Raw genomic sequence first — 22,815 nt, 5'->3', positions numbered from 1 at the left:
AATTTGTGGCAACATACATTGTTGGTGATATTCAAGGTTGTTTTGACGAACTCAAGCAACTGTTGGATAACGTCCAGTTTGATCCATCCAATGATCAACTTTGGCTAGCTGGAGACCTCGTTGCTCGAGGTCCTAAATCTCTGGATACCCTACGTTTTGTCAAACAGCTCGGTGACAGCGCTCGCGTGGTTCTAGGAAACCATGACTTGCATTTACTCGCCGTTTCATTAGGTATTCATCGAGTTAAAGATAAAGATCAAACCGCACCGATCTTCGCTGCAAACGATAAAGATGAACTGTTGGAATGGTTGCGCCACCAACCGCTAATGGCAGAGCACGATGAGTTTGTTATGTGCCATGCGGGTATTTCTCCACAATGGGATTTAGCCACTGCCCGAGCTAACGCGAAAGAAGTTGAGCAAATATTACAAAGCGATGATTGGGCTTGGCTAATCGAAAACATGTACGCTAACCAACCCGATTTGTGGGATGACAAGCTGCAAGGTATTGAGCGCTATCGCTATATTATTAATGCCTTTACCCGAATGCGTTTTTGCTTTGCCGATGCTCGTTTAGATATGGAGTGTAAACTTCCACCACAAGAAATCATCACTGAAGAACTGATGCCTTGGTTTAAACTGCCAAGCCGGCTCCCATTAGATAAAACCGTGATCTTTGGTCATTGGGCGGCGCTTGAAGGGTACCAAAGTGATTCAGAGATCGGGTTAGATACTGGCTGTGTCTGGGGCGGTTGTTTGACAATGTTGCGTTGGGAAGATAAACAGTTTTTCACTCAACCTGCATTGGTTTAGATTGAGACAAAAGCGCTCTGCTTCGCTTTGAGAATATAGAATCGAGAGGCGAGACAATTTCTCTCCCTCTCAATTCTAAGTTATCCAAATACTCTTAAGTTCTATCTAGAACCGTAAAGCGCATATCGTAAGCGTTCTTATCATCCGCATGGTAGTGCTCAGAATAGCTCTCAACAAAGCTTTCCCCCCATGCAGGGAACTGAGTATCACCCTCAATTTGCGCGTCTATGTGAGTGATATAGAGACGCGTAGCAATTGGTAAGCATGCTGCGTAAATTGCGCCGCCACCGATAATCATCACTTCTTCCACATCGCCAGCAATCTCTAGCGCCTGCTCAATTGATGTTGCGGTTTCAACCCCTTCAATGTGAAGAGTGCTGTCACGGCTAATTACGATATTTTGACGGCCAGGCAACGGTCGGCCGATCGACTCAAATGTTTTTCGCCCCATGACGACAGGTTTACCCAATGTGCAACGCTTAAACCAAGCGAAATCTGCGGGCAAGTGCCATGGCATTTGGTTATCTTTACCAATAATACGCTCGTTTGCCATCGCGGCAATCATGCTAATAATCATCCATTTATCCCATTCTGGTTGAGCTATATTCGACCTACACAATAGGACGACGGCGATAGAATAACAAACCTGGCATGGCTAAACCAACTGCAAGCCCGGCGATAATAAACATCGCTTTTAGGAAGTTTGTCGCGAGCATTTCCAGTAGTTGAGGTTCAAAGCCTCGATGATTCAGCTCAACCAGAGCGATCATCGCCTTAAAAGCAAAGACTCCGGGTACCATTGGAATTAATGACGCCACGGTAAAGACTTTCGGGTGAGCCAAAAGTTTATGTGACCAATGTACGCCGATCATGCCAACAAACGTCGCAGCAAAGAAAGTCGCCCACTCGATAGGAATACCAAAGTGCATCATCAAGTAACGAGAACCATGCCCTAGAGCACCACCTAATGCGCAGTATTTTAGCGCTTTCACTGGCACGTTAAACACTAAAGCAAAACCAACCGCAGGGATGGAGGCAAAGAACATATCATTGGCGAGACCGAGTAGAAGCTGCATCAAACTCATAGTAACCATCCCCATACATCAAACACACTCATTGCAGCGATAATGCCAAGACAGGTTGAGAGCGTCAGCAAACTCGCCATGACAAAACGGGCAATACCCATATTGACATAACCTTTAAGCATATCTGCAACGAAGTTAATTAATGGCACCCCTGGCACCAACATTAATACCGATGATGCCATCACTAACGTGGGCACATTACCAATATCGTAAATGTAGGCTTGAACAGAAATAGCGGTGGTAACAAATGCTGTCACCGCAAAGTTAAGTAAAGGGTTAAAGTGGCGATGACCAATCTCTTGACGCACCATCATGCCAACAGCTGACGCTAGGAACGTCATGCCAAATACGGCCCAATCACCACCAGCAAGACGAGCAAATGCAGCACAAGAGAGACCAATCATAAATACCACCAGCCAGCGGTTATAACGTTCAGGGCTGATTTGATTTAGCTTATGTTGGGCGAGATAGTCATCAATAATGCCCCGCTCGAGCATAATGCAAATACGCTGTACTTGAGTGACCACACGCATATTAATGCCGCGATCAGCACAACGTCGCGCCGTGGTAATACAGTGTCCACGATTTACTGTCGTCACAACTAAAGAGCTTGAGGAAAGAGAGACTTCAACTTCATCCATGCCGCAGGCAAGACCAATCCTTTCCATAATGCTGCCCACCAAAGCGCTCTCAGCACCATGGGCGAGAAGCATTTGACCTGCTTGTGCAATTAAGCGAGAGACCGCTCGTTGCTTTGTGTCCATACTAATTTAACGACTCCTAAATCCTGTCACATGCTCGAAGGGCTGATTGTGACGAAAATTTCAACAAATAACTTTGATTCAAACCAAGTTTGATTTCAGACGTAAAAAAGCCGCAACGAAAATTGCGGCTTTCAACTAGATTAGAAGATCAATCACGTACGTAAACAACGTGCCCGTCGTCTTCTTCGTCGTCCCAATCATCCCAATCGTCATCATCTTCAGTGATCACGTCTTTACCAGACATGGCGTCTTTATGGTAATCGTCCCACATAAAGTCGACTTTCTCTTCTTCGCTGATCTCTTCTTCACCACGAGGAAGTGATTCCATAAAGTCAGCCAGTTTATAACAAAGCTCTTTCGTGCCTTGCTTGTTAACGGCAGAAATCTTGAAGTATTCTTCTTCCCAACCTAGTGCGTCCAGAATGCCTTGAATCACTTCATCGGCTTCTTCTTCTGGCATCAGATCGACTTTGTTAAAGACTAACCAACGAGGCTTATCAGCCAACTTCTCACTGTACTGCTCAAGCTCATCAATGATCGTTAGAGCATTTTGGATCGGATCCGATTGATCAATCGGCATAATATCGATCATATGCAATAACACGCGACAACGCTCTAGGTGCTTCAAGAAGCGAATACCAAGACCCGCACCATCAGCAGCACCTTCAATTAGACCTGGGATGTCAGCCACTACAAAGCTCTTCTCAGGTACAACACTCACCACGCCAAGACTTGGGATTAGCGTTGTAAATGGGTAATCTGCCACTTTTGGTTTTGCAGCGGATACCGCGCGAATGAACGTCGACTTACCTGCATTTGGTAAGCCCAGCATACCAACGTCTGCTAGCAATAGTAGCTCAAGACGCAGTTCACGTACTTCACCTTTAGTACCCAAGGTTTTCTGGCGTGGCGCACGGTTAACTGAAGATTTGAAACGCGTGTTACCAAGACCATGCCAGCCGCCTTTTGCAACCATCATCTTCTTGCCGTGTTCCGCGACTTCCGCTACCACTTCATTGGTGTGAATATCAACCGCACGAGTCCCGACAGGTACACGTAGCACTTTGTCTTTACCACGTTTGCCCGTACAGTTACCGCCACGACCATTTTCACCACGTTCTGCTTCATAGAAGCGCTGGAAACGGTAATCAATCAGGGTATTGAGGTTCTCGTCAGCTTGGATATAGATATCACCGCCATCACCACCATCACCACCGTCAGGACCACCTTTAGTGATAAATTTCTCACGCCAAAAACTGACGACACCACTACCGCCATCACCGGCTTGAACTTTTACTACCGCTTCATCAACGAATTTCATCTGTAACTCCGCATTGTGTGCGTTGCAATATCACTTACAAGGCTTATATAAGCCAATTGACAATGATATAAATTCTAGCAGATCCCATTTACAGATCGATCACCTGAGATCTTGGGTCGCTCTACTTTGGACCAAATAGCGAGAGGTTTTCTCTTAAGCTTACACCGCGTTAAAAGCCTCTGGATATTTGCCCTTGCTAAAAATAAAAAACCCCGCCGAATCGGCAGGGCTTTTAAATTCAGCTAGAAACCTAATTTCTAAGCTAAGAATCTGATTATTCAGCAGATTCGATGCTTACGAATTTACGGTTTTTAGGACCTTTCACTTCAAACTTAACTTTACCGTCAGTTAGAGCGAATAGAGTGTGGTCTTTACCAAGGCCTACGTTGTTACCAGCGTGGAACTTAGTACCACGTTGACGAACAATGATGTTACCTGCAAGAACAGATTCACCACCGAAACGCTTAACACCTAGACGTTTGCTTTCTGAATCGCGGCCGTTACGAGTAGAACCACCAGCTTTTTTGTGTGCCATTGTTAAACTCTCCTAATCGATTAAGCGTTGATACCAGTGATTTTCACTTCTGTGAACCACTGACGGTGACCTTGTTGCTTACGAGAGTGCTTACGACGACGGAACTTAACGATTTTAACTTTATCGCCACGACCGTGTTGTACAACCTCAGCTACAACTTTACCGCCCTCTACAAGAGGAGCGCCAACTTTAATGTCTTCACCGTTAGCAACAAGTAGAACTTTATCAAATTCAACAGTTGCACCAGTTTCAACGTCTAATTTTTCTAAACGAAGAGTTTGACCTTCGCTTACACGGTGTTGTTTACCACCAGATTGGAAAACAGCGTACATATTTTACTCCGCTTTTTCCGCACAGCCGTTGCATTCATTTTGAGCAATAGGGTGTGCGCTAAACTAATCATCAATAGGGCGCAGATTCTACAGAAGAGATGCCACTATGACAAGCCATATTTTGAAAAAATTGGCGAAAAGCTAGTCGCCAATTAAAAGTGCCGAGATCATGCCCTTAAAGCATGTATTTATCAACGTTTTTTAGTGTATTATTCACTTAACAATTTAGATAAAAATACCAGACAGGTTCTAACCTCAGCCGGAATTACAATGGATTTTAAAGCTATCCAAGCGCTTACTGCCGATGACATGGCAAAAGTGAACGAAACTATTCAAGCCCAGCTAAACTCTGATGTATCTCTAATCAACCAACTTGGTTTCTATATCGTCAGTGGCGGTGGTAAACGCATTCGCCCACTGTTAGCGGTATTGACGGCTCGTGCGCTTGGTTATCAAGGAAGTGCTCATACCACAGCCGCAGCCTTTATAGAGTTTATCCACACAGCAACCCTGTTGCACGATGATGTCGTGGATGAATCAGATATGCGTCGAGGCAAAGCAACCGCGAATGCAGCATTTGGTAATGCAGCAAGTGTGTTAGTCGGCGACTTTATCTACACTCGTTCATTTCAGATGATGACCGAACTTGGTTCGATGAAGATACTTAAGTTGATGAGTGATGCCGTCAACATCATCGCCGAAGGGGAAGTGTTACAGTTAATGAACTGTAACGATCCAGACACGACTGAAGATAGCTACATGCAAGTTATCTACTCTAAAACAGCGCGTCTGTTTGAAGCCGCCACGCAAATAGGGGCAATTCTGACCGACTCTTCTGCTGACGTTGAGCTGGCAATGCAAAACTACGGTAAATACCTCGGCACTGCATTCCAACTGATTGACGACGTGATGGATTACACTGCGGATGGTAAAGAGATGGGTAAAAATGTTGGTGATGACCTCGCGGAAGGCAAACCGACATTACCACTACTCCATGCCATGAAACATGGCAATGCAGAACAAGCGGCAATGATCCGTGAAGCGATTGAAAAAGCCAACGGCATGGATCGTCTTGATGACATACTACGCACCATGGATCAAACAGGATCTTTAGAATACACCCGAGCAAAAGCGATTGAAGAAGCAGACAAAGCCATCGCTGAACTTGATGTACTTCCAGAGTCCGATTACAAGCAAGCGCTCATCACGTTGGCTCATCTATCTGTTCATCGCAGCAAATAGATTGGCCTAATAAAAATTAAGGAGGTAAGCCACATGGTTTACCTCCTTTTCTTTCTATACAGTATATAGTGGTTAGTAATATTGATCGCAGCCGTGATGAAGCTGAGGTTCATCAACGATTTCATCTATGCCAACCGCAAACTGCTCGCGACTTTCACTGTTTTCAATCAGTAATGACTGAGTCACCTCATCAATGACCAACACTCGACCACTTCCCTGAAGACTCTCAACCAACATACCGCGCTTAATTTCTGATAGTTCCATAATCTCTCTCCTCTCTCGCTAATCCGGTACGATAGAGCAGTATGTAAAGATCAAAAAAGCCGATATCAAACTATCGGCTTTTTACTACTCTTGAGGAGTTTGGAGATTACTTAACGAAATCGACACCAACTTGGATATCACCACTTAGTGTTTCAAGCATGCCATCTAATGCTGCTTTCTCATAAGCACTTAGTTCGCCATAGCTCAGCACTTCCTCTACGCCGTCCTTGCCAAGCTTCACTGGTTGAGCAAAGAATGGAGCATGCTCTCCCGCACCTTCTACGTAGGCACACTCAATCACACCCTCTTCACCTTGAAGCGCTTTCACGAGTGCCAAACCAAAACGACATGCCGCTTGTCCCATAGAAAGAGTCGCAGAACCACCGCCCGCTTTAGCTTCAACCACTTCAGTACCTGCATTTTGGATACGTTTTGTCAGTGCTTCGACTTCTTCAGCGCTAAACTCAACACCTTCCACCTGAGAAAGTAACGGTAAAATAGTCACACCAGAATGCCCGCCAATCACAGGAACGCGTACCTCACCGGGATCTTTATCTTTCAACTCAGCAACAAAGGTTTCAGAACGAATCACGTCAAGCGTTGTTACACCAAATAGCTTGCGCTTGTCATATACGCCAGCATTCTTTAGTACTTCTGCAGCGATAGGCACTGTGGTGTTGACTGGATTCGTGATGATACCCACACAAGCGGTTGGACAAACGACAGCGATCTTCTCCGCAAGTGACTTTACGATACCTGCATTAACATTAAAAAGATCGGCACGATCCATACCTGGTTTACGTGCAACACCAGCTGAAATTAGAACCACGTCTGCACCGTCAAGTGCTGGCGTCGGATCTTCACCAGCGTAACCTTTGATCGAAACAGGCGTTGGGATATGGCTAAGATCCGCAGCAACACCCGGAGTCACAGGGGCGATATCATAAAGAGCTAGATCTGAGCCTGCAGGAAGGCGATTCTTAAGTAGTAGGGCTAGGGCTTGACCGATGCCACCAGCGGCACCAATTACAGCTACTTTCATCGTAGTTCTCCTTGAGAGGTAGTCTCTTCTATATTTTGGTAGGGTAATTTGTAAATTATTATGTAAATCAAACTATAGCATTTAACGTCCAATTACAATTATTTAACGTCAGCTTTGCGACGCTACGCAATTTGACTTTTTCGTGCCACAAAAAAAGGTGGCGGATGATAGCATGATAACCCCCTAATTCCGCAAGGATTTATCATCATTTCAACGCGGCTTATCTCGGATATAAATCGCATCTATTAAAGGTTTAAAATTTCGTGACCGCAGCGAGTTATTTTCCTACTCAACTGGCACAAAATGCATGTTTATGCGAAAATATGCACTTATTTCCATTGGCAAGTTGAAAGAAGAACTATGCGTCATACAGAAAAACAAGATAATCTCGTGCGCGCTTTCAAAGCGTTATTAAAAGAAGAACGTTTTGGTTCACAGGGCGACATTGTTGAGGCACTTAAAAACGAAGGGTTTGAAAACATCAATCAGTCAAAAGTTTCTCGCATGTTGACCAAATTTGGTGCTGTACGAACTCGCAATGCAAAAATGGAAATGGTCTACTGCCTTCCCGCGGAGCTCGGTGTACCAACAGTTTCAAGCTCACTGCGCGAACTCGTTTTAGATATTGATTACAACGCAGCATTGGTTGTTATCCATACGGGACCAGGAGCTGCCCAGCTGATTGCCCGCTTACTTGACTCATTAGGTAAGTCAGAAGGCATTTTGGGTGTGGTTGCTGGCGACGATACGATTTTCATTACCCCTACCCTCACAATTAGTACTGAGCAACTGTTTAACTCTGTTTGCGAGTTATTCGAATACGCAGGCTAATCTGTTGGAAAACCTAGCTAAGACATTGATCACACCAATTATTTGGTGTGATTTACTTCACAACTTAACTAAAAACCCTACCTAGATCCCATCTCAGATAACTATCTGAGGGAAAAGAGTTTTCCCTAAAAAGACCGAATAGAATACCTCGGCCAAAAAAAGCCATTCTTACTAAAAACTTTAACAATCATGTAATTATCTATTGTTTTTTTGGTATTATTTAGCAACTTTTTCAACAAAAGGATTGAAAAAGATGCCGTTTCCCTAAGGGAACTCTTTTAGCAACTACACTTGCTAAAGGACCAATAATGAATAAAGGAAGGAACATTCATGGCATTTAACAAACTTATTCAAGCAGGTGCGATTGCCGCTGCCATCATGGGAGCTGGCGCAGTTAATGCACAAGAGTTTATTACGATTGGTACTGGCTCGGTAACGGGTGTGTACTACCCTACTGGTGGTGCGATCTGTAAGCTTGTTAACAAAGGCCGTAAAGAACACAATATTCGCTGTTCTGTAGAGTCTACTGGCGGTTCGATTTACAACGTTAATACGATTCGAGCTGGCGAACTAGACTTCGGCATTGTTCAGTCTGACTGGCAATACCATGGATACAACGGTACAAGTAAGTTTGCAGACCAAGGTGCATACAAAGATCTACGCGCTGTATTCTCACTACACACTGAACCATTCAACATTATTGCCCGCTCGGATGCTGGTATCGAAAGCGTCGCTGATCTGGCTGGTAAGCGAGTGAATATCGGCAACCCTGGCTCTGGTGACCGCGCAACGATGGGCGTAGTAATGGAAGCAATGGGTTGGACAAACGATAGCTTCAAACTCGCATCTGAGCTTAAAGGCTCTGAGCGCTCTCAAGCTTTATGTGACAATAAAATTGACGCATTTGTTTACGTCGTTGGTCATCCAAACGGTTCAATCAAAGAAGCGACCACTTCTTGTGATGCAAAACTGATCCCAGCGACAGGTGAAGCCATTGACAAGATCGTTGCCGACAACCCTTATTACGCATTTAGCACTGTACCTGCCGGTATGTATCGCGGAACAGAGCAAGATGTAAATAGTTTCGGCGTGGCTGCAACAATGGTTACAACGGCTAAAGTGTCGGATGAAATTGCTTATAACGTCGCTAAAGCGGTATTTGAAAACTTTGATACCTTCAAACGTCTTCACCCTGCATTCGCTAATCTAAAGAAAGAGGACATGGTCCAAGCTGGCCTTTCAATTCCTCTTCACCCTGGTGCAGAGAAATACTACAAAGAAGTAGGCTTACTCAAATAGTCCACTTAGGCAAGGAGCCCCGCTCCTTGCCTACTGTCTCAACTTAATATCAGACTCTTTTTGGGTTTCAAACATGAAACTCCTGTCTTCTTATATCTAAATTTTCCGACGCTTCACGGAGTCAGTCACTACACTGTTAGAAGCGCAAGGTTCAAAGCAAACAACAACGAACCCAATATAACAAGGATAACCTCCATGACGCAGACTACTACACCATCGCAAGATGTGCAGGATATGGTAGCCCAAGCCGATACAGGGGCGCGCTCACCGAAAGGCATTTCGGGGCGTATCTTATGGTTTGTTCCGCTGTGTTGGTCTCTTTTCCAACTTTGGTATGCCTCCCCATTACCGTTTATTTTTAATTTTGGTGTACTTAACGATACAGAAGCGCGCTCGATTCATCTAATGTTCGCGGTGTTTCTCGCTTTTACCGCTTATCCGGCACTAAAAAATTCACCTCGTGATCATATCCCACTGCTTGATTGGATCTTGGCATTAGCAGGCAGTTTCTCAGCGGCATACATCTATATATTTTATACCGGTCTTGCCGAACGATCCGGTGCCCCAACCCAACCCGATATTGTCGTAGCCGTCATTGGCATGTTATTGCTGCTTGAAGCAACTCGACGCGCTTTGGGACCACCATTGATGGTTGTCGCTGCAGTATTCCTGCTCTATACCTTTGCAGGCCCTCATATGCCAGATGTTATTGCCCATAAAGGGGCGAGCCTGAATAAGGCGATGTCTCATCTATGGCTGACAACCGAAGGGGTATTTGGTGTTGCTCTAGGGGTGTCGACATCCTTTGTATTCTTGTTTGTCCTATTTGGTGCCATGTTAGAGCGAGCTGGGGCAGGAGCCTACTTTATTAAAGTCGCCTTTTCTATGCTCGGTCATATGAAAGGTGGTCCGGCAAAAGCCGCCGTGGTGGCATCAGGGCTATCTGGGTTAGTCTCAGGATCTTCCATTGCCAACGTAGTCACAACCGGTACGTTTACGATTCCTTTGATGAAACGAGTTGGTTTCCCTGGAACAAAAGCTGGCGCTGTAGAGGTAGCGGCTTCGACCAATGGTCAGTTAACACCACCTATTATGGGCGCTGCCGCGTTTTTGATGGTTGAGTATGTCGGTATTTCCTACGTAGAAGTGATCAAAGCAGCATTACTACCAGCGCTAATCTCTTATATCGCCTTGATTTATATTGTTCATCTTGAGGCCTGTAAGGCTGGCATGACTGGCTTACCACGACGCCACAATCCAACCCTTTTGCAAAATCTACTTTCATTTACCGGAACCATACTCGGATTAGTCGTGATCAGTGCTGTGGTTTACTACGGTATTGGCTGGACCAAAGATGTGTTTGGTGATGCCGCTACGCCGATTGTGACAGTTGCATTGTTTGTGGCTTATCTGGGGCTACTCAGCATCTCAGCAAAATATGCCGATGCCGGTAATATCGAGATCGATGCAGAACTGACGGAGGTTCCAGATCCCGGCCCGACCGTTAAATCTGGTTTGCATTATTTGTTACCAATCGTCGTGCTGGTGTGGTGTTTAACCGTTGAACGTTTCTCTCCCGGTCTGTCTGCTTTCTGGGCAACCGTATTTATGATCTTTATTTTGATCACGCAACGCCCACTCTTAGCATTAATGGGCAAAACGGGTGACGTAACAGAGCAAACCAAACAAGGCTTTGTTGACCTTGCAGAAAGCTTAGTCACAGGCGCTCGCAATATGATTGGTATTGGTGTAGCAACCGCTGCCGCAGGTACTGTGGTAGGAGTCGTGACATTAACTGGCATCGGGTTAGTGATGACGGAGTTCGTCGAATTTATTTCCGGTGGTAACGTTATTCTGATGCTGCTGTTCACCGCAGTGATCAGTCTAATTCTTGGTATGGGCTTGCCGACTACAGCTAACTATATTGTCGTCTCTACGTTGATGGCGCCAGTGATTGTCACCTTGGGCGCTCAACATGGCTTGATTATTCCATTAATTGCGGTCCATCTTTTCGTCTTCTACTTTGGTATTTTGGCAGACGATACCCCACCAGTAGGCTTGGCTGCTTTTGCTGCCGCAGCTATTGCTAAATCGGACCCAATTCGTACTGGTATTCAAGGCTTTACTTACGATATTCGAACCGCCATTTTGCCCTTTATGTTTATCTTCAATACTCAACTATTAATGATGGGCATTGATACATGGTGGCATTTAATGCTGACTGTATTTTCTTCTATTATCGCCATGCTGCTCTTCTCCGCAGCCACACAGGGGTGGTGGTTTACCCGTAATAAATGGTGGGAAACCTTGTTACTACTCGCACTTACCTTTTCCTTCTTCCGCCCTGGTTTTTGGTGGGATATGGTCTATCCAGCAAAAGTGCTTTCTCCTGGGACGGAAATCGCTCAAATTGTCGAAAAACTCGATATTGGGCAAACATTAGAACTGCGCGTGGCAGGTGAAACACTTGAAGGTGATATGGTGGAAAAAACTGTCAGATTACCCTTTGAGGATGAAGCAACGACTGCCGAGCAACGCATCAGCTCAATGGGGCTAATGTTAACCGACAATCAAGGCAAAATGATTGTCGATATGGTGGAGTTTGGCAGCCCAGCCGAGGCATCAGGTATCGATTTCGACTGGCAGATAAAGTGGGTAGTTCAGGATGCCGATCGCCCAATGAAAGAGTGGGTATTCTTACCATGTCTGCTCATCGTGATTGCTTTGGGAGCCAACCAAAGACGTCGAATTCGTAAGCAAGCGTTGAATGCTTAACGTCAAACACGAGACCTAAAAGAGAATCAGTGATGTATAAAAAAATTCTTGTCCCTGTGGATTTAAATGAAAATGGTTTTTCTGATCGTGCTATCGAGATAGCGGTCTGGCATGCCAAGCAATCAAACGCCGAGCTGCACTTGTTGACTGTACTGCCAGGCATTCATATGCCAATGGTAGCGAGCTATTTTCCTAAAGATGCCGCCGATGTGATGAAACGTGATGTGGAAAAGCAGCTAAAACAATTCGCCACTAAGCATATTGACGCTGATGTGGTACATCGTGTGCATATTGCAGAGGGTAAAACTTACAAAACCATTTTGAAGTATGCCGAAAAACTCGGTTCAGACCTTATTATTATGCCAAGTCACAAACGCTCTAAAATCGATAAGGCTGTACTTGGTTCAGTGGCGAGCAAAGTGGTACAAGCTTCACCGATCAACGTATTAGTCGTTAAACCCCAGAGTTAACTCCACTAAGTACAAAAGGCGCTCTCATGAGCGCCTTTTTAATAGTTTATACCTATCAAACAAATCATTTCTAGCCATTATCTTTATTTAAAATCATCAGTGATAATTGTTTCATCACCACTGACCAATGATTTTAAATTATGAAAAAGACACTTACTTTTGCCAGCATTCATTTTTCGATCGCCTTTACCGTAGCATACCTACTGACCGGTGATATTATCATTGGTAGTATGATTGCCATGCTTGAACCAAGCGTGAACACTGTCGCTTTCTACTTCCATGAACTGGTGTGGAGCAAAACTCCAGCCCTAACGCAACTTTCGCGCAACCCTAAAATCAAGACCTCAAGCTTTGCTATCGTTCACTTTAGCGTTGCCTTTGGCGTAGTATATCTATTAACGGGTGATGCCTTTGTCGGCGGTATTATGGCTGCGATAGAACCCACCATTAACACCTGTGCCTACTACTTCCATGAGAAGGTCTGGTTACGTAAGCAATCGCAACGTTATCAACTGACTGGCGCCCATTAATTAAACGGGGTAATGCTGAACACAGTAATCCTCACTCAAGCCAACTTTATAGTGTTGCGTCTGACCGTCTAAAACCACCTCAAGTTGATACAAATGATCAGCATTGGGCTGGTTAAGATCAAAATAGATAGGTGCATCCACTTGAAACAATGCGCTGGTCTGATTGTTACGCACATCAATAGGCAGATGATAGGTCATACCATTGAACTTAACAGATGCTGATACCAGTCCCGCAGCATAAGTGGTGTAGTAGAGATCCACCTTAAACTCACACCCTCCACCATGGTGCCAAATCTGCTCTGTCGCCACGTAATCTAAGCGGACATGACGTATAAACTGCAGATAAGGGGCAACCCAAATCCCAAGACGTTCATCATGCTTAACCACATCTTTATTACCCAAATTACATACGCGTTCAAGTTCGATATCGTCAACTAACCAATCGTCATCTTGATGGAGAAACAGTATTTCAAATCGATTACGTCCTAGTTGCAAGTATGGGCGGATATCCTTTTTATATAGCGATTGCGTACCATCGCAATCAAATACAGCGACGCCATTAACTCTGACCTCGGCATGGTAATCGACACCACCAATCACAAGATCAACAGCGGGGAACGCCAACATAGATTCATCAACTTCAATGTCGTGCATTAAATGCCATTCTTGCTCCACTATCTGCGATTGAGCAAGAGAGCTAGGTAAAATCTGGCTTAAAGGCGCGGGAAACGTTATATCGTCTTGAGGGATCGTTAAATCAGTCAAAGGAGAGAGTTGCCAAAGACCGGCGAGAGAGAGTTCCATCTTATTCAAACTTGCGCTAGATCAATATTTTGTTGATTATAGAGAATACACGTCTCAATAGATAGCTCCCAGAAACAAAAATACCAGCTCGAAAGCTGGTATTCATTACACTAAACCTGTGGGACAAACTTAGTAATCTTCGTCGTCTTCATCTTCTTCAGAATAAAGCGCGTCTTCACCTTCGTAGTAAGTACCCCAACCGTCGTAGATGATGTCGTATTTTTCAGCCAGATGAACCAGCTTTTCCACTTGAGCATCAATTGCTTCTGGATTAAGTGCCGACTCCATTGTTGCATCGCAACACAATAGCTTGTTGCCGTCTTCGTCTTCAGTTTCTTCAGCTTCTAGCACTTCGAAACCCATCTTAAACGCTTCAACCACCGCTTTCTCTAGTGTGTCAAAATCTTCAGCAAAAAGGTGATGCTCAATTTCGTATAACGCATCTGGATCACTGCCATCTTCTAGCAATGCTTGGATAATATCGCGAGTCTCTTCCTTTTGAATCTCAATTAATTCTTCTACTGATAGATATTCATCTTCGTGAGACATAGTTGTGCTCCAGAGTGTGATAACAATATTTGACGATTTCTCGCGACGAAATATCGCACGGTTCAACAAAAAATACTACCTAGAATCGCTGCTTGGTATGATCTTTCTTACGATCTTGTGTCTCATTGAGCTTTATCTGCTTAAAACGATCAAAGGCTCACTTTATGAGAATCAACCACTTCAGGATAAAGTATCGTTGTGCAAATCGTCCTATTTTAATGATAAATGCCTATTTATGAGCGCTAACGTCGATTTCATGCAGATCATCAAGTTTGCATAATCAAACAAAAACTGCCGCCAATTGATAGAATTTCCGGGTAAAGATTAACTTCACAAGGATAAACTGGCAAAACCATACCATTCAATTCCAGCATAGGTACTCATAAAGTTAAGTTGTTACGAAATCCTAACTGTAGGTTTATTCGTAATATAGCCACCAATTGCCATATAAGTTTCTGTAATTTCGATAATAGCCAGATGTTAATTCCATAAAACAAGCTTGCATCTTTTCATTAACATTGTCATAAATAGAACAGGAATCAAAGTAAGGATACAAAATGAGTAAGTTGTATGTCGGCTCTGAAGTTGGTCAACTAAAGCGAGTTCTGTTACATAGACCTGAGCGTGCGCTCACTCACTTAACACCATCAAATTGCCACGAGCTGCTGTTTGATGATGTGCTCGCAGTGGATGCGGCCGGTGATGAACACGATGTTTTCGCAAATACACTCAAACAACAAGATGTCGAAGTCTTGCTACTGCATGATTTGCTGGTTGAGACGTTAGAAGTCGCTGAGGCTCGTCAATGGTTACTCGATACTCAAATTTCAGACTTTCGCTACGGTCCAATGTTTGGACGTGATTTTCGTGATTATCTCTCGGAAATGGATAACGAACATTTGGCGTGTGTATTACTCGGCGGGTTGGCATACTCTGAGCTACCGTTTAAATCCGCATCAATCTTACCGAAACTTAACCGTGCATTAGATTTCGCGATTGAACCATTACCTAATCATCTTTTTACCCGAGATACATCATGTTGGGTATATGGCGGAGTTTCTCTTAATCCTATGATGATGCCCGCCCGTCAACGTGAAACCAATCATCTTAGAGCCATTTATCGTTGGCACCCTGTTTTTTCCGGACAAGATTTTATCAAATACTTTGGCAATGAAGACCTATATTATGATAACGCAACGATAGAGGGCGGAGATGTTCTCGTTATCGGTAAAGGTGCAGTGCTAATAGGCATGTCTGAACGCACTACCTCACAAGGGATTGAGAATTTGGCGGCTGCGCTGTTTAAACATCGCCAAGCCGACCAAGTGATAGTCACAGAGCTACCCAAAAATCGCGCTTGCATGCATTTAGATACTGTGATGACTCATATGGATGTTGATACGTTCTCGCTCTACCCTGAAATCGTACGTAAAGATATGAATACTTGGTGTTTAACACCAAAGGGAGATGGTCAGTTGCAGATAAAACAAACCAATGATCTTACTGGTTCGATCGAAAAAGCGCTTGGCTTAGATGCGCTTAAGATTATCACAACAGGTGGTGATAATTACGAGGCCGAACGAGAGCAATGGAATGACGCCAACAATGTCCTGACGGTCAAACCCGGTGTCGTCATTGGCTATGAACGCAATGTCTACACTAATGAGAAATATGACAAAGCAGGGATAACCGTATTGCCAATACCAGGCAATGAACTGGGTAGAGGTCGGGGTGGCGCTCGCTGTATGAGCTGCCCAATTGAGCGAGAGGGAATTTGAGTTTTTAGGCGCTACGCTTGAAGAAATGAGAGCTGAGAGCTGAGATTTTAGAATGGAGAGCGAAGCACTAAAAAACTAGATTCAAGAAAATGAGCATTTATTCCCTTAAAAACAACAAGGCTGACGTCATTACGTCAGCCTTGTTGTTAGAGCGGAAAATCGAACAAGCACTTTTCAATTATCAAACGAAGTGCTCTCGCTGCTAAAACTGCTACTCCGTACCACCAACCGTGATTGAATCTAGTTTCAAGGTTGGTTGACCAACGCCAACCGGTACACTTTGCCCAGCTTTCCCGCACACACCAACGCCGCGGTCGATACTAAGGTCATTACCCACCATCGACACTTGCTGCATGGCTTCAATCCCAGAACCGATTAGTGTGGCACCTTTTACAGGGCGTGTAATCTTACCATCTTCGATAAGGTAGGCTTCTGACGTCGAGAAAACAAACTTACCGGACGTGATATCGACTTGGCCACCACCAAAGTTTGGCGCATACAGACCTTTCTTCACCGTTGAGATAATTTCTTCTGGCGTATGCTCACCTGGTAACATATAAGTATTGGTCATGCGTGGCATTGGTAAGTGTGCGTATGACTCGCGACGGCCGTTACCTGTTGGCGCAACCCCCATTAAGCGAGCATTTAACTTATCTTGCATGTAACCTTTTAGTACACCATTTTCAATCAGCGTGTTGTATTGACCTGCAACACCCTCGTCATCAACGTTCAGTGAGCCACGCAGGTCTGTCAACGTTCCATCATCAACAATGGTACAGTGCTTAGAAGTGACTTGTTCACCAATACGGCCACTAAATACTGAAGACTCTTTACGGTTAAAATCACCTTCTAAACCATGACCAACTGCCTCATGCAGTAGTACGCCTGGCCAGCCCGAACCTAATACCACTGGCATAGTGCCCGCCGGTGCCGCATCCGCTTCCAAATTAACTAAAGCCATACGAATCGCTTCATCTGCAAATTGATACGCGACTTGCTGACCTTGCTGCGAAGTTAAGAAATAATCGTAAGTATAGCGACCGCCACCACCTGCACTACCGCGCTCACGACGTTCACCACGCTGTGCCAATACGGTAATAGACAAGCGAACCAACGGACGCACATCGCCCGCATAGGTGCCATCTGTCGCGGCCACCAGCATTTGCTCATGAACACCACTTAGACTGATCGACACTTCTTGCACCAGTGGTTCTTTGGTTCGGATGTATGCATCAAGCTCTTTAAGCAGGGCTGTTTTCTGCTGCTTCTGCCATGTTTCTAACGGGTTTACCGCCGCATAGTAAGCTTGATTATCAAAACGTTTGAAAGCTTGCACTTTGCCATTCTGGCCTTGCTGGGCAATGCCGCGTGCGGCAATAGCACTTTGCTTCAAGCCTTCAAGCTGAATCTGATCTGAGTAGGCAAAGCCCGTTTTTTCACCCGTCACTGCACGGACACCAAGACCGCAATCGATATTGAATGAGCCATCTTTGATAATGCTATCTTCTAATACCAAAGACTCATGCCAACTGGATTGGAAATAGATATCAGCGTAGTCAATCTGACGAGTCGCAATGCTTTCTAGTGTGCTCGCGATATCCTGCTCGGATAAACCAGCAGGTTTTAGTAGGGCTTCTTCTACGTGATTAATTGTCATATTTCGCTCTTACATTTTAATTCGATTATCAAAGCGGTTGTGGCTCATCACCGGCATCGTCGCTCTGATTTCAGTCACTGCTTGTAAATCTATCTCAACCAATAGATTACCCACAGCGTCATCTAAACTTGCAAACACGTCGCCCCATGGCGAGATCACCATGGAGTGCCCCCAAGTTTGTCGTCCACCTTGATGGGTACCTGTTTGGTTTACGGCAACAATCCAAGACTGTGTTTCTATCGCGCGAGCAGTCAATAAAGGTTGCCAATGAGCTTGCCCAGTCACCGCAGTGAAGGCTGCGGGAACGACGATAATATTCGCGCCTTTGCGAGCTAACTCACTATACAGTTGTGGGAAGCGCACATCATAACAAATAGTCAGCCCCAAGTGGGCGAAAGGCGTCTCTATCGTCACAATCTCCGCCCCTGGTTTGAAAGTCTCTGACTCTCGATAGCGCTGATGACTATCGGCAACATCGACATCAAACATATGTAGCTTGTCATAATGTGCGACCAAATTACCTAAGTCATTGAAGACCAATAAGGTCGTGGTTACATCTGTGCCTCGCAGAATGGGCATACTACCAATCAACAACCAAACTCCGTAGCGCTTCGCTATGTCACTAATACGAGTTTGCAAAGCACCACTTTGTAATGGCTCAGCATATTGATGGTAATCACGCCGCGAACCAAAAACGATTGAGTTCTCAGGCGTAATTACCCATTTTGCTCCTTGTTCAGCAAGCGCTGCCACTTGCTGCTCAATGTACGCTAAATTAATCTCAGGATCGGGCCCTGAAGTCATCTGAATCAAGCCAACTCTTTCCATGAGCAGTACTCCTTAATCAACGGCGTCTAGCAACTTCTTCGGCAGTTTGAACTCACCTTTACTGCGGGAGAGTTCTTTTACGACCGGCGAGTCCAACGGTCCTTTTACTTCATAATCTACCTGAGTAAAGACCTCAACTACCGGAGAGATCACCGTGGTAATTGCCAACACATAGAGTGCCGTTTGCGGTGCCACGGCAAAGGCGCTTAAGACCGGAATACCTGACGTGATATCCGGCACAAAATTCACTTCCGCATCAACCGTTCTATTATTTAGATTCGCTAAGCCTTTGATATTCATCTCACCCGCGACGGCATCCATTCGAATATCGTTGGTGAGGAAAATGCCATTTTTAATCTCACCGCTGCCGGTAATCGAGTTAAACGCCATGCCTTTATCAAACACATCACTAAAATCGAGCTGCATTTTGCGAATGATAGAATCGAGACTAAATAAGCCCAGCAATCTAGCCGCACCGCTAACATCGGAAATCAAACCCTTGCCAAGTTTCGTGCTAACACTGCCTGAAAGACTGCTCACACGCATTCCCCAAGGTGAACCACGCCAACTCAACTTTGCATCAATATCAAACGGGGCTTTTTGAATCCCCGATGTAATACCAAAGCGCTCCATAACTTCACTGTTGTTGTCGCCTGAGATAAGTAAATCCATATTAGTCTGACTCTTATCCCCATCCAACAACCAGTTGCCGGTCACTTTCACTTCACTGCTACCACTTTTGAGTGAAATATCTCGCCAATAAAGACGGTTACCTTGACGTTGCAAATCAAGATGTGCCTGACCAAGTTTGTATCCCTGTACCCACAGTTCATCAATTGACAAAGTGATGTTAGGCAGCTGTTTATGTAACTTACGATCAAAATCGTCCACCAGCGGTAAGCTTGGGTCTTCAGCTTCAAATAGACTGCGTCGTTTGACCGCGTCTTCTTCAAGTTTAGGGAAGAACAGGTTCAAATGCTGTAATTTAACTGATAGATCATAAGGTGATATATAGTTCGCCTCACCCACCGCTTGTTGGCTGTTTAAAGCCATATGCCAGCCAAGATTTTTTCGCTTGGCATCAAAACGAACATCATTCCACTCAACATTCGCCAACGTTAACTCATCGACTTTAATACTCACCCGCTCAGGCGTTGGGATTGTCGGTGTATTTAATTGTGCCAATGCATAGGTTTGTTTGGCTGTCGGATGAGTTAGAGCCGCTAACCATGCATCCAAATCAAAGGATTGCGTTCTAATTTGCAAATCATGACCGACGATTGGGCTAATTTTGAAGCTGCCTTTACCAAGCACCAAATTAGTCGCAGTCAGCACTGGCGTCTCTGGTCGAATATCAATTTCAGTCTGATACTTAAAGTTTGGCATTTGCAATCGAGCAGTAACAGTCTCTTGGTTACCTGATGCCTGTAGTGTTGCCTTACCTTTCTCTCCAATTTTGCGCCCCAATGGGTATGGGTATTGGCTGGCCAGCATCTGCATATCGGCACTGGCATCTATTTGGTAAGTAAAACCGATATCGTTAAGTTGAATCGCGACGTTGGTCTGCCAAGGAACATGGCCTGATATCGGTTTTAACCACTGGTCACCGACATAAGGTGCTAGAGGTTTTGTTGCCCAATCCCCTACAACATCAATATCAATGTTATAGCCTGTTTTTGCGCTCTCTCCACTGAAATCAATCGCGACAGGTTGACTAAGCAAATTGGCAGAAAGCCCTGCGGCTTTCACCACATCATTATCAAACTCAATACGACCTGAGACCTTATCCAGTTCCATTGGTGGCGCATCAATGGTGACATCATTACCACTCAACTCCGCATAACCCCAAGCTCGGGTATCAAAATCATCAAAAGGGACTTTAAGCTGAAAATCTGATGTTACCTTACCGTCTACCTGCACAGCGGTTAGCGCCGCCCCTACAGAATCAACCAAAGGTGATGCCATCATGTAATCTCGCACTTTGTCGCCATCACCGGACACCGATGCTTCGATTTCTATATGACCATCTTCTGCCAACTCTGGAATACGACCGGTAATTCGACTCGCCTTAACCCCGCGCAATACCGCGCTGTGTGAGTCTAAGTACATTGCATCGTTTTGAAACAGCAAATCCAGTTGTAACTTGGTTATTGCAGGCCAAGTGGTATCAAAACTAAATGTCGCATCTTTTAAACCAACCCAAGCTTGGAACATACCGTTGTGATTAGCATATGGAAACTCATTGAGTTCACCATACCAAAGCAGTTTTGCGGTATTCACTTTACCGCCTTGAATCGCAGTCGAGAGATAATCCGTCAGCTCCTGACCCAACGCTAATGTTGGCAGGTAACGCCAGGTTTCCCCTGCATTAAACAGATCAGCTTCAGCATAAAACGACAAGAACGGACTTTTCCCGCTTGGGAAGTCTAATCGAAACGCCCCTAATACCTGCAAATCAGGTGTTGCTGCGGTCACTTTGTCAGCCCATAGTCGCCAACCTTGTTCACCAAGGTTTTGCCAAACAAGATCCACTTCACCCTGTTTAATACGCAGCGGCGCTTGAAATACATCGCCATACGGTAATACGTCATCAAGAAGCGTCGCTTTCACACGTGCTTGATGATAGTCACCACTTACTTTTGCTTCTAAGTGATTAATGCCAGGCAGCAGTTCCCACTGTGCCATTCGACCCTGACGAAGATTGGCCGAATATTTAATAGACTCAATCTCACTCCCCATTTGCACTCGGATATCTTCTAGGCTTCCACCTAAAGCGAAAGTATGGAGTAACTCGGTAATCTGACTAGAGTTGGGCGCTAACTTAACCAACGGTGAGATAGCACTAATATCAAGTTGCGAAGCATTGAGTTGCCAGCGTTCGTCTTGCCAATTGAAAGCAATATCAAGCTCTGGCCATTCAGTGTCATCGGTGCGCAATTTAAGTGAGTGAGCATTTACTTGCCAACCATTGCCGCTTGGTTCAAGTTCGAACACACCTGACTCAAACATCAACTCATGTCGCCCACCTTCTTGCCAAATTAGCTCTGAAGGGAGAACTTCAAGATAAGCGTTAACAGGCTTACTATGATTGACCGTCAGCCAACCATTTAGGCTCACTTCACCTTTTTCGATGCCGGTCTCATCCTGCATGTACTCAGTCAACCAGTTGGTTAGCAGAATGTTTTCAGCAGAAAGGTAGAATTCTCCCGACACATCCACCAATGAGCCGTGGTCAATAAAGTTGGCTTTAACGTTAAGCGAGTTAATCTTCGCTTCAGGAATGGTAATGTCACCTTCCGCAGCGTGATGGTTCTCTTGGTTATGCCATTTCAACTGCGCGATATTGAGCGTGCGCTCCTCACCATTGAGAGCGTTAAACAACACACTTGAATCACTTAAAGTAAAGTGATCCAGTTGGCGTAAAAGCAACTTGTCAATTTGTTCAACAACGCTTTTTTGAGATCCCTTCGGGGCAAGTTTTGGCGCTTGATTGAGATTTTTTTCCCATTGAATAGAGCGGATATCAATCTTAAGCCCATGCACATTTAAGTCAGCGACAACTGGCTCGAGCTGTAAAACCGATTGAATCAGATCAAACTCAACTTCGACCGTTTCAGCCGCAAAGCCGATGCCACTTCCTTCTGGCGTATTTGCTCTCACTTGCACCAGTGAGATAGAGGGGTGGGTATTTCGCCAAAAACCACTGATATCACCAATATCAAACTCAAAGCCTGTGCCTTGGTTAACCCAAGTTTGGATCTCTTTTTGAAAGTGGTTCAGTTGTGGCAAAGCAATACGCAGTGTTGTGACAGCAATGGCAAGCAATACCATTACTGTCAATAACACCCAGAGTAAGCTTTGTGCGATACGACTTAATCTTGAGTTCACTCGTACCTT

21 protein-coding genes are annotated in these 22,815 nt (G+C 44.9%); 8 read left to right on the top strand and 13 right to left on the bottom strand.

Annotation, left to right across the window (positions count from 1 at the left end; all coding sequences use genetic code 11):
- Window positions 1-5: 5 nt before the first annotated feature.
- A complete protein-coding gene (gene apaH / locus GZK95_RS02105; protein ID WP_075713935.1) occupies window positions 6-812 on the top strand; it encodes a bis(5'-nucleosyl)-tetraphosphatase (symmetrical) ApaH in 807 nt (268 codons plus the stop codon).
- A gap of 94 nt (window positions 813-906) precedes the next feature.
- Here apaH and folA read toward each other — a convergent pair whose 3' ends face one another.
- The 6 genes from folA to rplU form a co-directional block, all read right to left on the bottom strand.
- Window positions 907-1,389, bottom strand: a complete 483-nt coding sequence (gene folA / locus GZK95_RS02100) for a type 3 dihydrofolate reductase (protein WP_075713937.1) — start codon at window positions 1,387-1,389, stop codon at window positions 907-909.
- A gap of 34 nt (window positions 1,390-1,423) precedes the next feature.
- On the bottom strand, window positions 1,424-1,897 hold the full coding sequence (locus GZK95_RS02095) for a threonine/serine exporter family protein (RefSeq protein WP_083626137.1): 474 nt from the start codon (window positions 1,895-1,897) through the stop codon (window positions 1,424-1,426).
- Window positions 1,894-2,661, bottom strand: a complete 768-nt coding sequence (locus GZK95_RS02090; protein WP_075709805.1) for a threonine/serine exporter family protein — start codon at window positions 2,659-2,661, stop codon at window positions 1,894-1,896. Before GZK95_RS02090 ends, GZK95_RS02095 begins: the two co-directional genes overlap by 4 nt.
- Before the next feature lie 148 nt (window positions 2,662-2,809).
- Entirely contained in the window at window positions 2,810-3,982 is a 1,173-nt protein-coding gene (gene cgtA / locus GZK95_RS02085) for an Obg family GTPase CgtA (RefSeq protein WP_075709804.1), read from the bottom strand.
- A 274-nt stretch (window positions 3,983-4,256) separates the two neighbouring features.
- The gene (rpmA, locus tag GZK95_RS02080) at window positions 4,257-4,517 is read right to left on the bottom strand and encodes a 50S ribosomal protein L27 (protein ID WP_027251812.1); all 261 of its coding nucleotides are present in this window, start codon (window positions 4,515-4,517) and stop codon (window positions 4,257-4,259) included.
- Window positions 4,518-4,537: 20 nt separating this feature from the next.
- On the bottom strand, window positions 4,538-4,849 hold the full coding sequence (rplU, locus tag GZK95_RS02075) for a 50S ribosomal protein L21 (RefSeq protein ID WP_000271393.1): 312 nt from the start codon (window positions 4,847-4,849) through the stop codon (window positions 4,538-4,540).
- 270 nt (window positions 4,850-5,119) lie between these two features.
- Between rplU and ispB the strand changes: the two genes are divergently transcribed.
- Window positions 5,120-6,091 (top strand): octaprenyl diphosphate synthase, encoded by a 972-nt coding sequence (gene ispB / locus GZK95_RS02070; RefSeq protein WP_075709803.1) that lies wholly within the window; start codon window positions 5,120-5,122, stop codon window positions 6,089-6,091.
- A gap of 72 nt (window positions 6,092-6,163) precedes the next feature.
- Here the strand turns inward: ispB and GZK95_RS02065 are convergent, their stop codons facing one another.
- Both GZK95_RS02065 and mdh read right to left on the bottom strand, forming a co-directional pair.
- A complete protein-coding gene (locus GZK95_RS02065) occupies window positions 6,164-6,355 on the bottom strand; it encodes a hypothetical protein (RefSeq protein ID WP_075709802.1) in 192 nt (63 codons plus the stop codon).
- A 106-nt stretch (window positions 6,356-6,461) separates the two neighbouring features.
- Window positions 6,462-7,397: a malate dehydrogenase gene (gene mdh, locus GZK95_RS02060; RefSeq protein WP_075709801.1), complete on the bottom strand. Its 936-nt coding sequence runs from the start codon at window positions 7,395-7,397 to the stop codon at window positions 6,462-6,464.
- A gap of 360 nt (window positions 7,398-7,757) precedes the next feature.
- Between mdh and argR the strand changes: the two genes are divergently transcribed.
- From argR to GZK95_RS02035, 5 genes are all read left to right on the top strand, one after another.
- The gene (argR, locus tag GZK95_RS02055) at window positions 7,758-8,228 is read left to right on the top strand and encodes a transcriptional regulator ArgR (protein WP_075709800.1); all 471 of its coding nucleotides are present in this window, start codon (window positions 7,758-7,760) and stop codon (window positions 8,226-8,228) included.
- 330 nt (window positions 8,229-8,558) lie between these two features.
- Complete coding sequence (locus tag GZK95_RS02050) at window positions 8,559-9,527, top strand: TAXI family TRAP transporter solute-binding subunit (protein ID WP_075709799.1); 969 nt, start codon at window positions 8,559-8,561, stop codon at window positions 9,525-9,527.
- Between the two features lie 195 nt (window positions 9,528-9,722).
- Entirely contained in the window at window positions 9,723-12,302 is a 2,580-nt protein-coding gene (locus GZK95_RS02045) for a TRAP transporter permease (protein ID WP_075713939.1), read from the top strand.
- 32 nt (window positions 12,303-12,334) lie between these two features.
- On the top strand, window positions 12,335-12,772 hold the full coding sequence (locus GZK95_RS02040) for a universal stress protein (RefSeq protein ID WP_075709797.1): 438 nt from the start codon (window positions 12,335-12,337) through the stop codon (window positions 12,770-12,772).
- A gap of 140 nt (window positions 12,773-12,912) precedes the next feature.
- Window positions 12,913-13,302, top strand: coding sequence for a DUF2061 domain-containing protein (locus GZK95_RS02035; RefSeq protein ID WP_075713941.1), 390 nt, complete (start codon window positions 12,913-12,915; stop codon window positions 13,300-13,302).
- Here GZK95_RS02035 and GZK95_RS02030 read toward each other — a convergent pair whose 3' ends face one another.
- Entirely contained in the window at window positions 13,303-14,106 is an 804-nt protein-coding gene (locus GZK95_RS02030) for a glycosyl hydrolase 2 galactose-binding domain-containing protein (RefSeq protein ID WP_075713943.1), read from the bottom strand. It lies immediately after the preceding gene.
- A gap of 129 nt (window positions 14,107-14,235) precedes the next feature.
- Window positions 14,236-14,655, bottom strand: a complete 420-nt coding sequence (gene rraB / locus GZK95_RS02025; RefSeq protein WP_075709794.1) for a ribonuclease E inhibitor RraB — start codon at window positions 14,653-14,655, stop codon at window positions 14,236-14,238.
- A gap of 557 nt (window positions 14,656-15,212) precedes the next feature.
- On the opposite strand from rraB, the gene arcA reads away from it, so the two are divergent.
- Window positions 15,213-16,433, top strand: a complete 1,221-nt coding sequence (gene arcA, locus GZK95_RS02020) for an arginine deiminase (protein WP_075713947.1) — start codon at window positions 15,213-15,215, stop codon at window positions 16,431-16,433.
- A gap of 211 nt (window positions 16,434-16,644) precedes the next feature.
- Here the strand turns inward: arcA and tldD are convergent, their stop codons facing one another.
- The 3 genes from tldD to GZK95_RS02005 are packed head-to-tail and all read right to left on the bottom strand — an operon-like array spanning window position 16,645 to window position 22,806.
- Window positions 16,645-18,090, bottom strand: coding sequence for a metalloprotease TldD (gene tldD, locus GZK95_RS02015; protein WP_075713949.1), 1,446 nt, complete (start codon window positions 18,088-18,090; stop codon window positions 16,645-16,647).
- Window positions 18,091-18,099: 9 nt separating this feature from the next.
- Window positions 18,100-18,918 carry a carbon-nitrogen hydrolase family protein gene (locus GZK95_RS02010; protein WP_075713951.1) on the bottom strand — a complete coding sequence of 273 codons (819 nt, stop codon included), beginning with the start codon at window positions 18,916-18,918 and terminating at the stop codon, window positions 18,100-18,102.
- Window positions 18,919-18,930: 12 nt separating this feature from the next.
- Window positions 18,931-22,806, bottom strand: a complete 3,876-nt coding sequence (locus tag GZK95_RS02005; RefSeq protein WP_075713953.1) for a YhdP family protein — start codon at window positions 22,804-22,806, stop codon at window positions 18,931-18,933.
- Window positions 22,807-22,815 lie beyond the last annotated feature (9 nt).

It is taken from the genome of Vibrio panuliri (assembly GCF_009938205.1).
GTDB classification, from domain to species: Bacteria; Pseudomonadota; Gammaproteobacteria; order Enterobacterales; family Vibrionaceae; genus Vibrio; species Vibrio panuliri.
Note: the sequence above shows the minus strand (reverse complement) of the source record. Positions and strands in the feature narration are given on the sequence as shown.

What these genes read in the sequence shown, in the direction of transcription:
- folA (WP_075713937.1), bottom strand. Translation starts at nt 1,389, where the DNA reads ATGATTATTAGCATGATTGCCGCGATGGCAAACGAGCGTATTATTGGT.
- GZK95_RS02095 (WP_083626137.1), bottom strand. Translation starts at nt 1,897, where the DNA reads ATGAGTTTGATGCAGCTTCTACTCGGTCTCGCCAATGATATGTTCTTT.
- GZK95_RS02090 (WP_075709805.1), bottom strand. Translation starts at nt 2,661, where the DNA reads ATGGACACAAAGCAACGAGCGGTCTCTCGCTTAATTGCACAAGCAGGT.
- cgtA (WP_075709804.1), bottom strand. Translation starts at nt 3,982, where the DNA reads ATGAAATTCGTTGATGAAGCGGTAGTAAAAGTTCAAGCCGGTGATGGC.
- rpmA (WP_027251812.1), bottom strand. Translation starts at nt 4,517, where the DNA reads ATGGCACACAAAAAAGCTGGTGGTTCTACTCGTAACGGCCGCGATTCA.
- rplU (WP_000271393.1), bottom strand. Translation starts at nt 4,849, where the DNA reads ATGTACGCTGTTTTCCAATCTGGTGGTAAACAACACCGTGTAAGCGAA.
- ispB (WP_075709803.1), top strand. Translation starts at nt 5,120, where the DNA reads ATGGATTTTAAAGCTATCCAAGCGCTTACTGCCGATGACATGGCAAAA.
- GZK95_RS02065 (WP_075709802.1), bottom strand. Translation starts at nt 6,355, where the DNA reads ATGGAACTATCAGAAATTAAGCGCGGTATGTTGGTTGAGAGTCTTCAG.
- mdh (WP_075709801.1), bottom strand. Translation starts at nt 7,397, where the DNA reads ATGAAAGTAGCTGTAATTGGTGCCGCTGGTGGCATCGGTCAAGCCCTA.
- argR (WP_075709800.1), top strand. Translation starts at nt 7,758, where the DNA reads ATGCGTCATACAGAAAAACAAGATAATCTCGTGCGCGCTTTCAAAGCG.
- GZK95_RS02050 (WP_075709799.1), top strand. Translation starts at nt 8,559, where the DNA reads ATGGCATTTAACAAACTTATTCAAGCAGGTGCGATTGCCGCTGCCATC.
- GZK95_RS02045 (WP_075713939.1), top strand. Translation starts at nt 9,723, where the DNA reads ATGACGCAGACTACTACACCATCGCAAGATGTGCAGGATATGGTAGCC.
- GZK95_RS02040 (WP_075709797.1), top strand. Translation starts at nt 12,335, where the DNA reads ATGTATAAAAAAATTCTTGTCCCTGTGGATTTAAATGAAAATGGTTTT.
- GZK95_RS02035 (WP_075713941.1), top strand. Translation starts at nt 12,913, where the DNA reads ATGAAAAAGACACTTACTTTTGCCAGCATTCATTTTTCGATCGCCTTT.
- GZK95_RS02030 (WP_075713943.1), bottom strand. Translation starts at nt 14,106, where the DNA reads ATGGAACTCTCTCTCGCCGGTCTTTGGCAACTCTCTCCTTTGACTGAT.
- rraB (WP_075709794.1), bottom strand. Translation starts at nt 14,655, where the DNA reads ATGTCTCACGAAGATGAATATCTATCAGTAGAAGAATTAATTGAGATT.
- arcA (WP_075713947.1), top strand. Translation starts at nt 15,213, where the DNA reads ATGAGTAAGTTGTATGTCGGCTCTGAAGTTGGTCAACTAAAGCGAGTT.
- tldD (WP_075713949.1), bottom strand. Translation starts at nt 18,090, where the DNA reads ATGACAATTAATCACGTAGAAGAAGCCCTACTAAAACCTGCTGGTTTA.
- GZK95_RS02010 (WP_075713951.1), bottom strand. Translation starts at nt 18,918, where the DNA reads ATGGAAAGAGTTGGCTTGATTCAGATGACTTCAGGGCCCGATCCTGAG.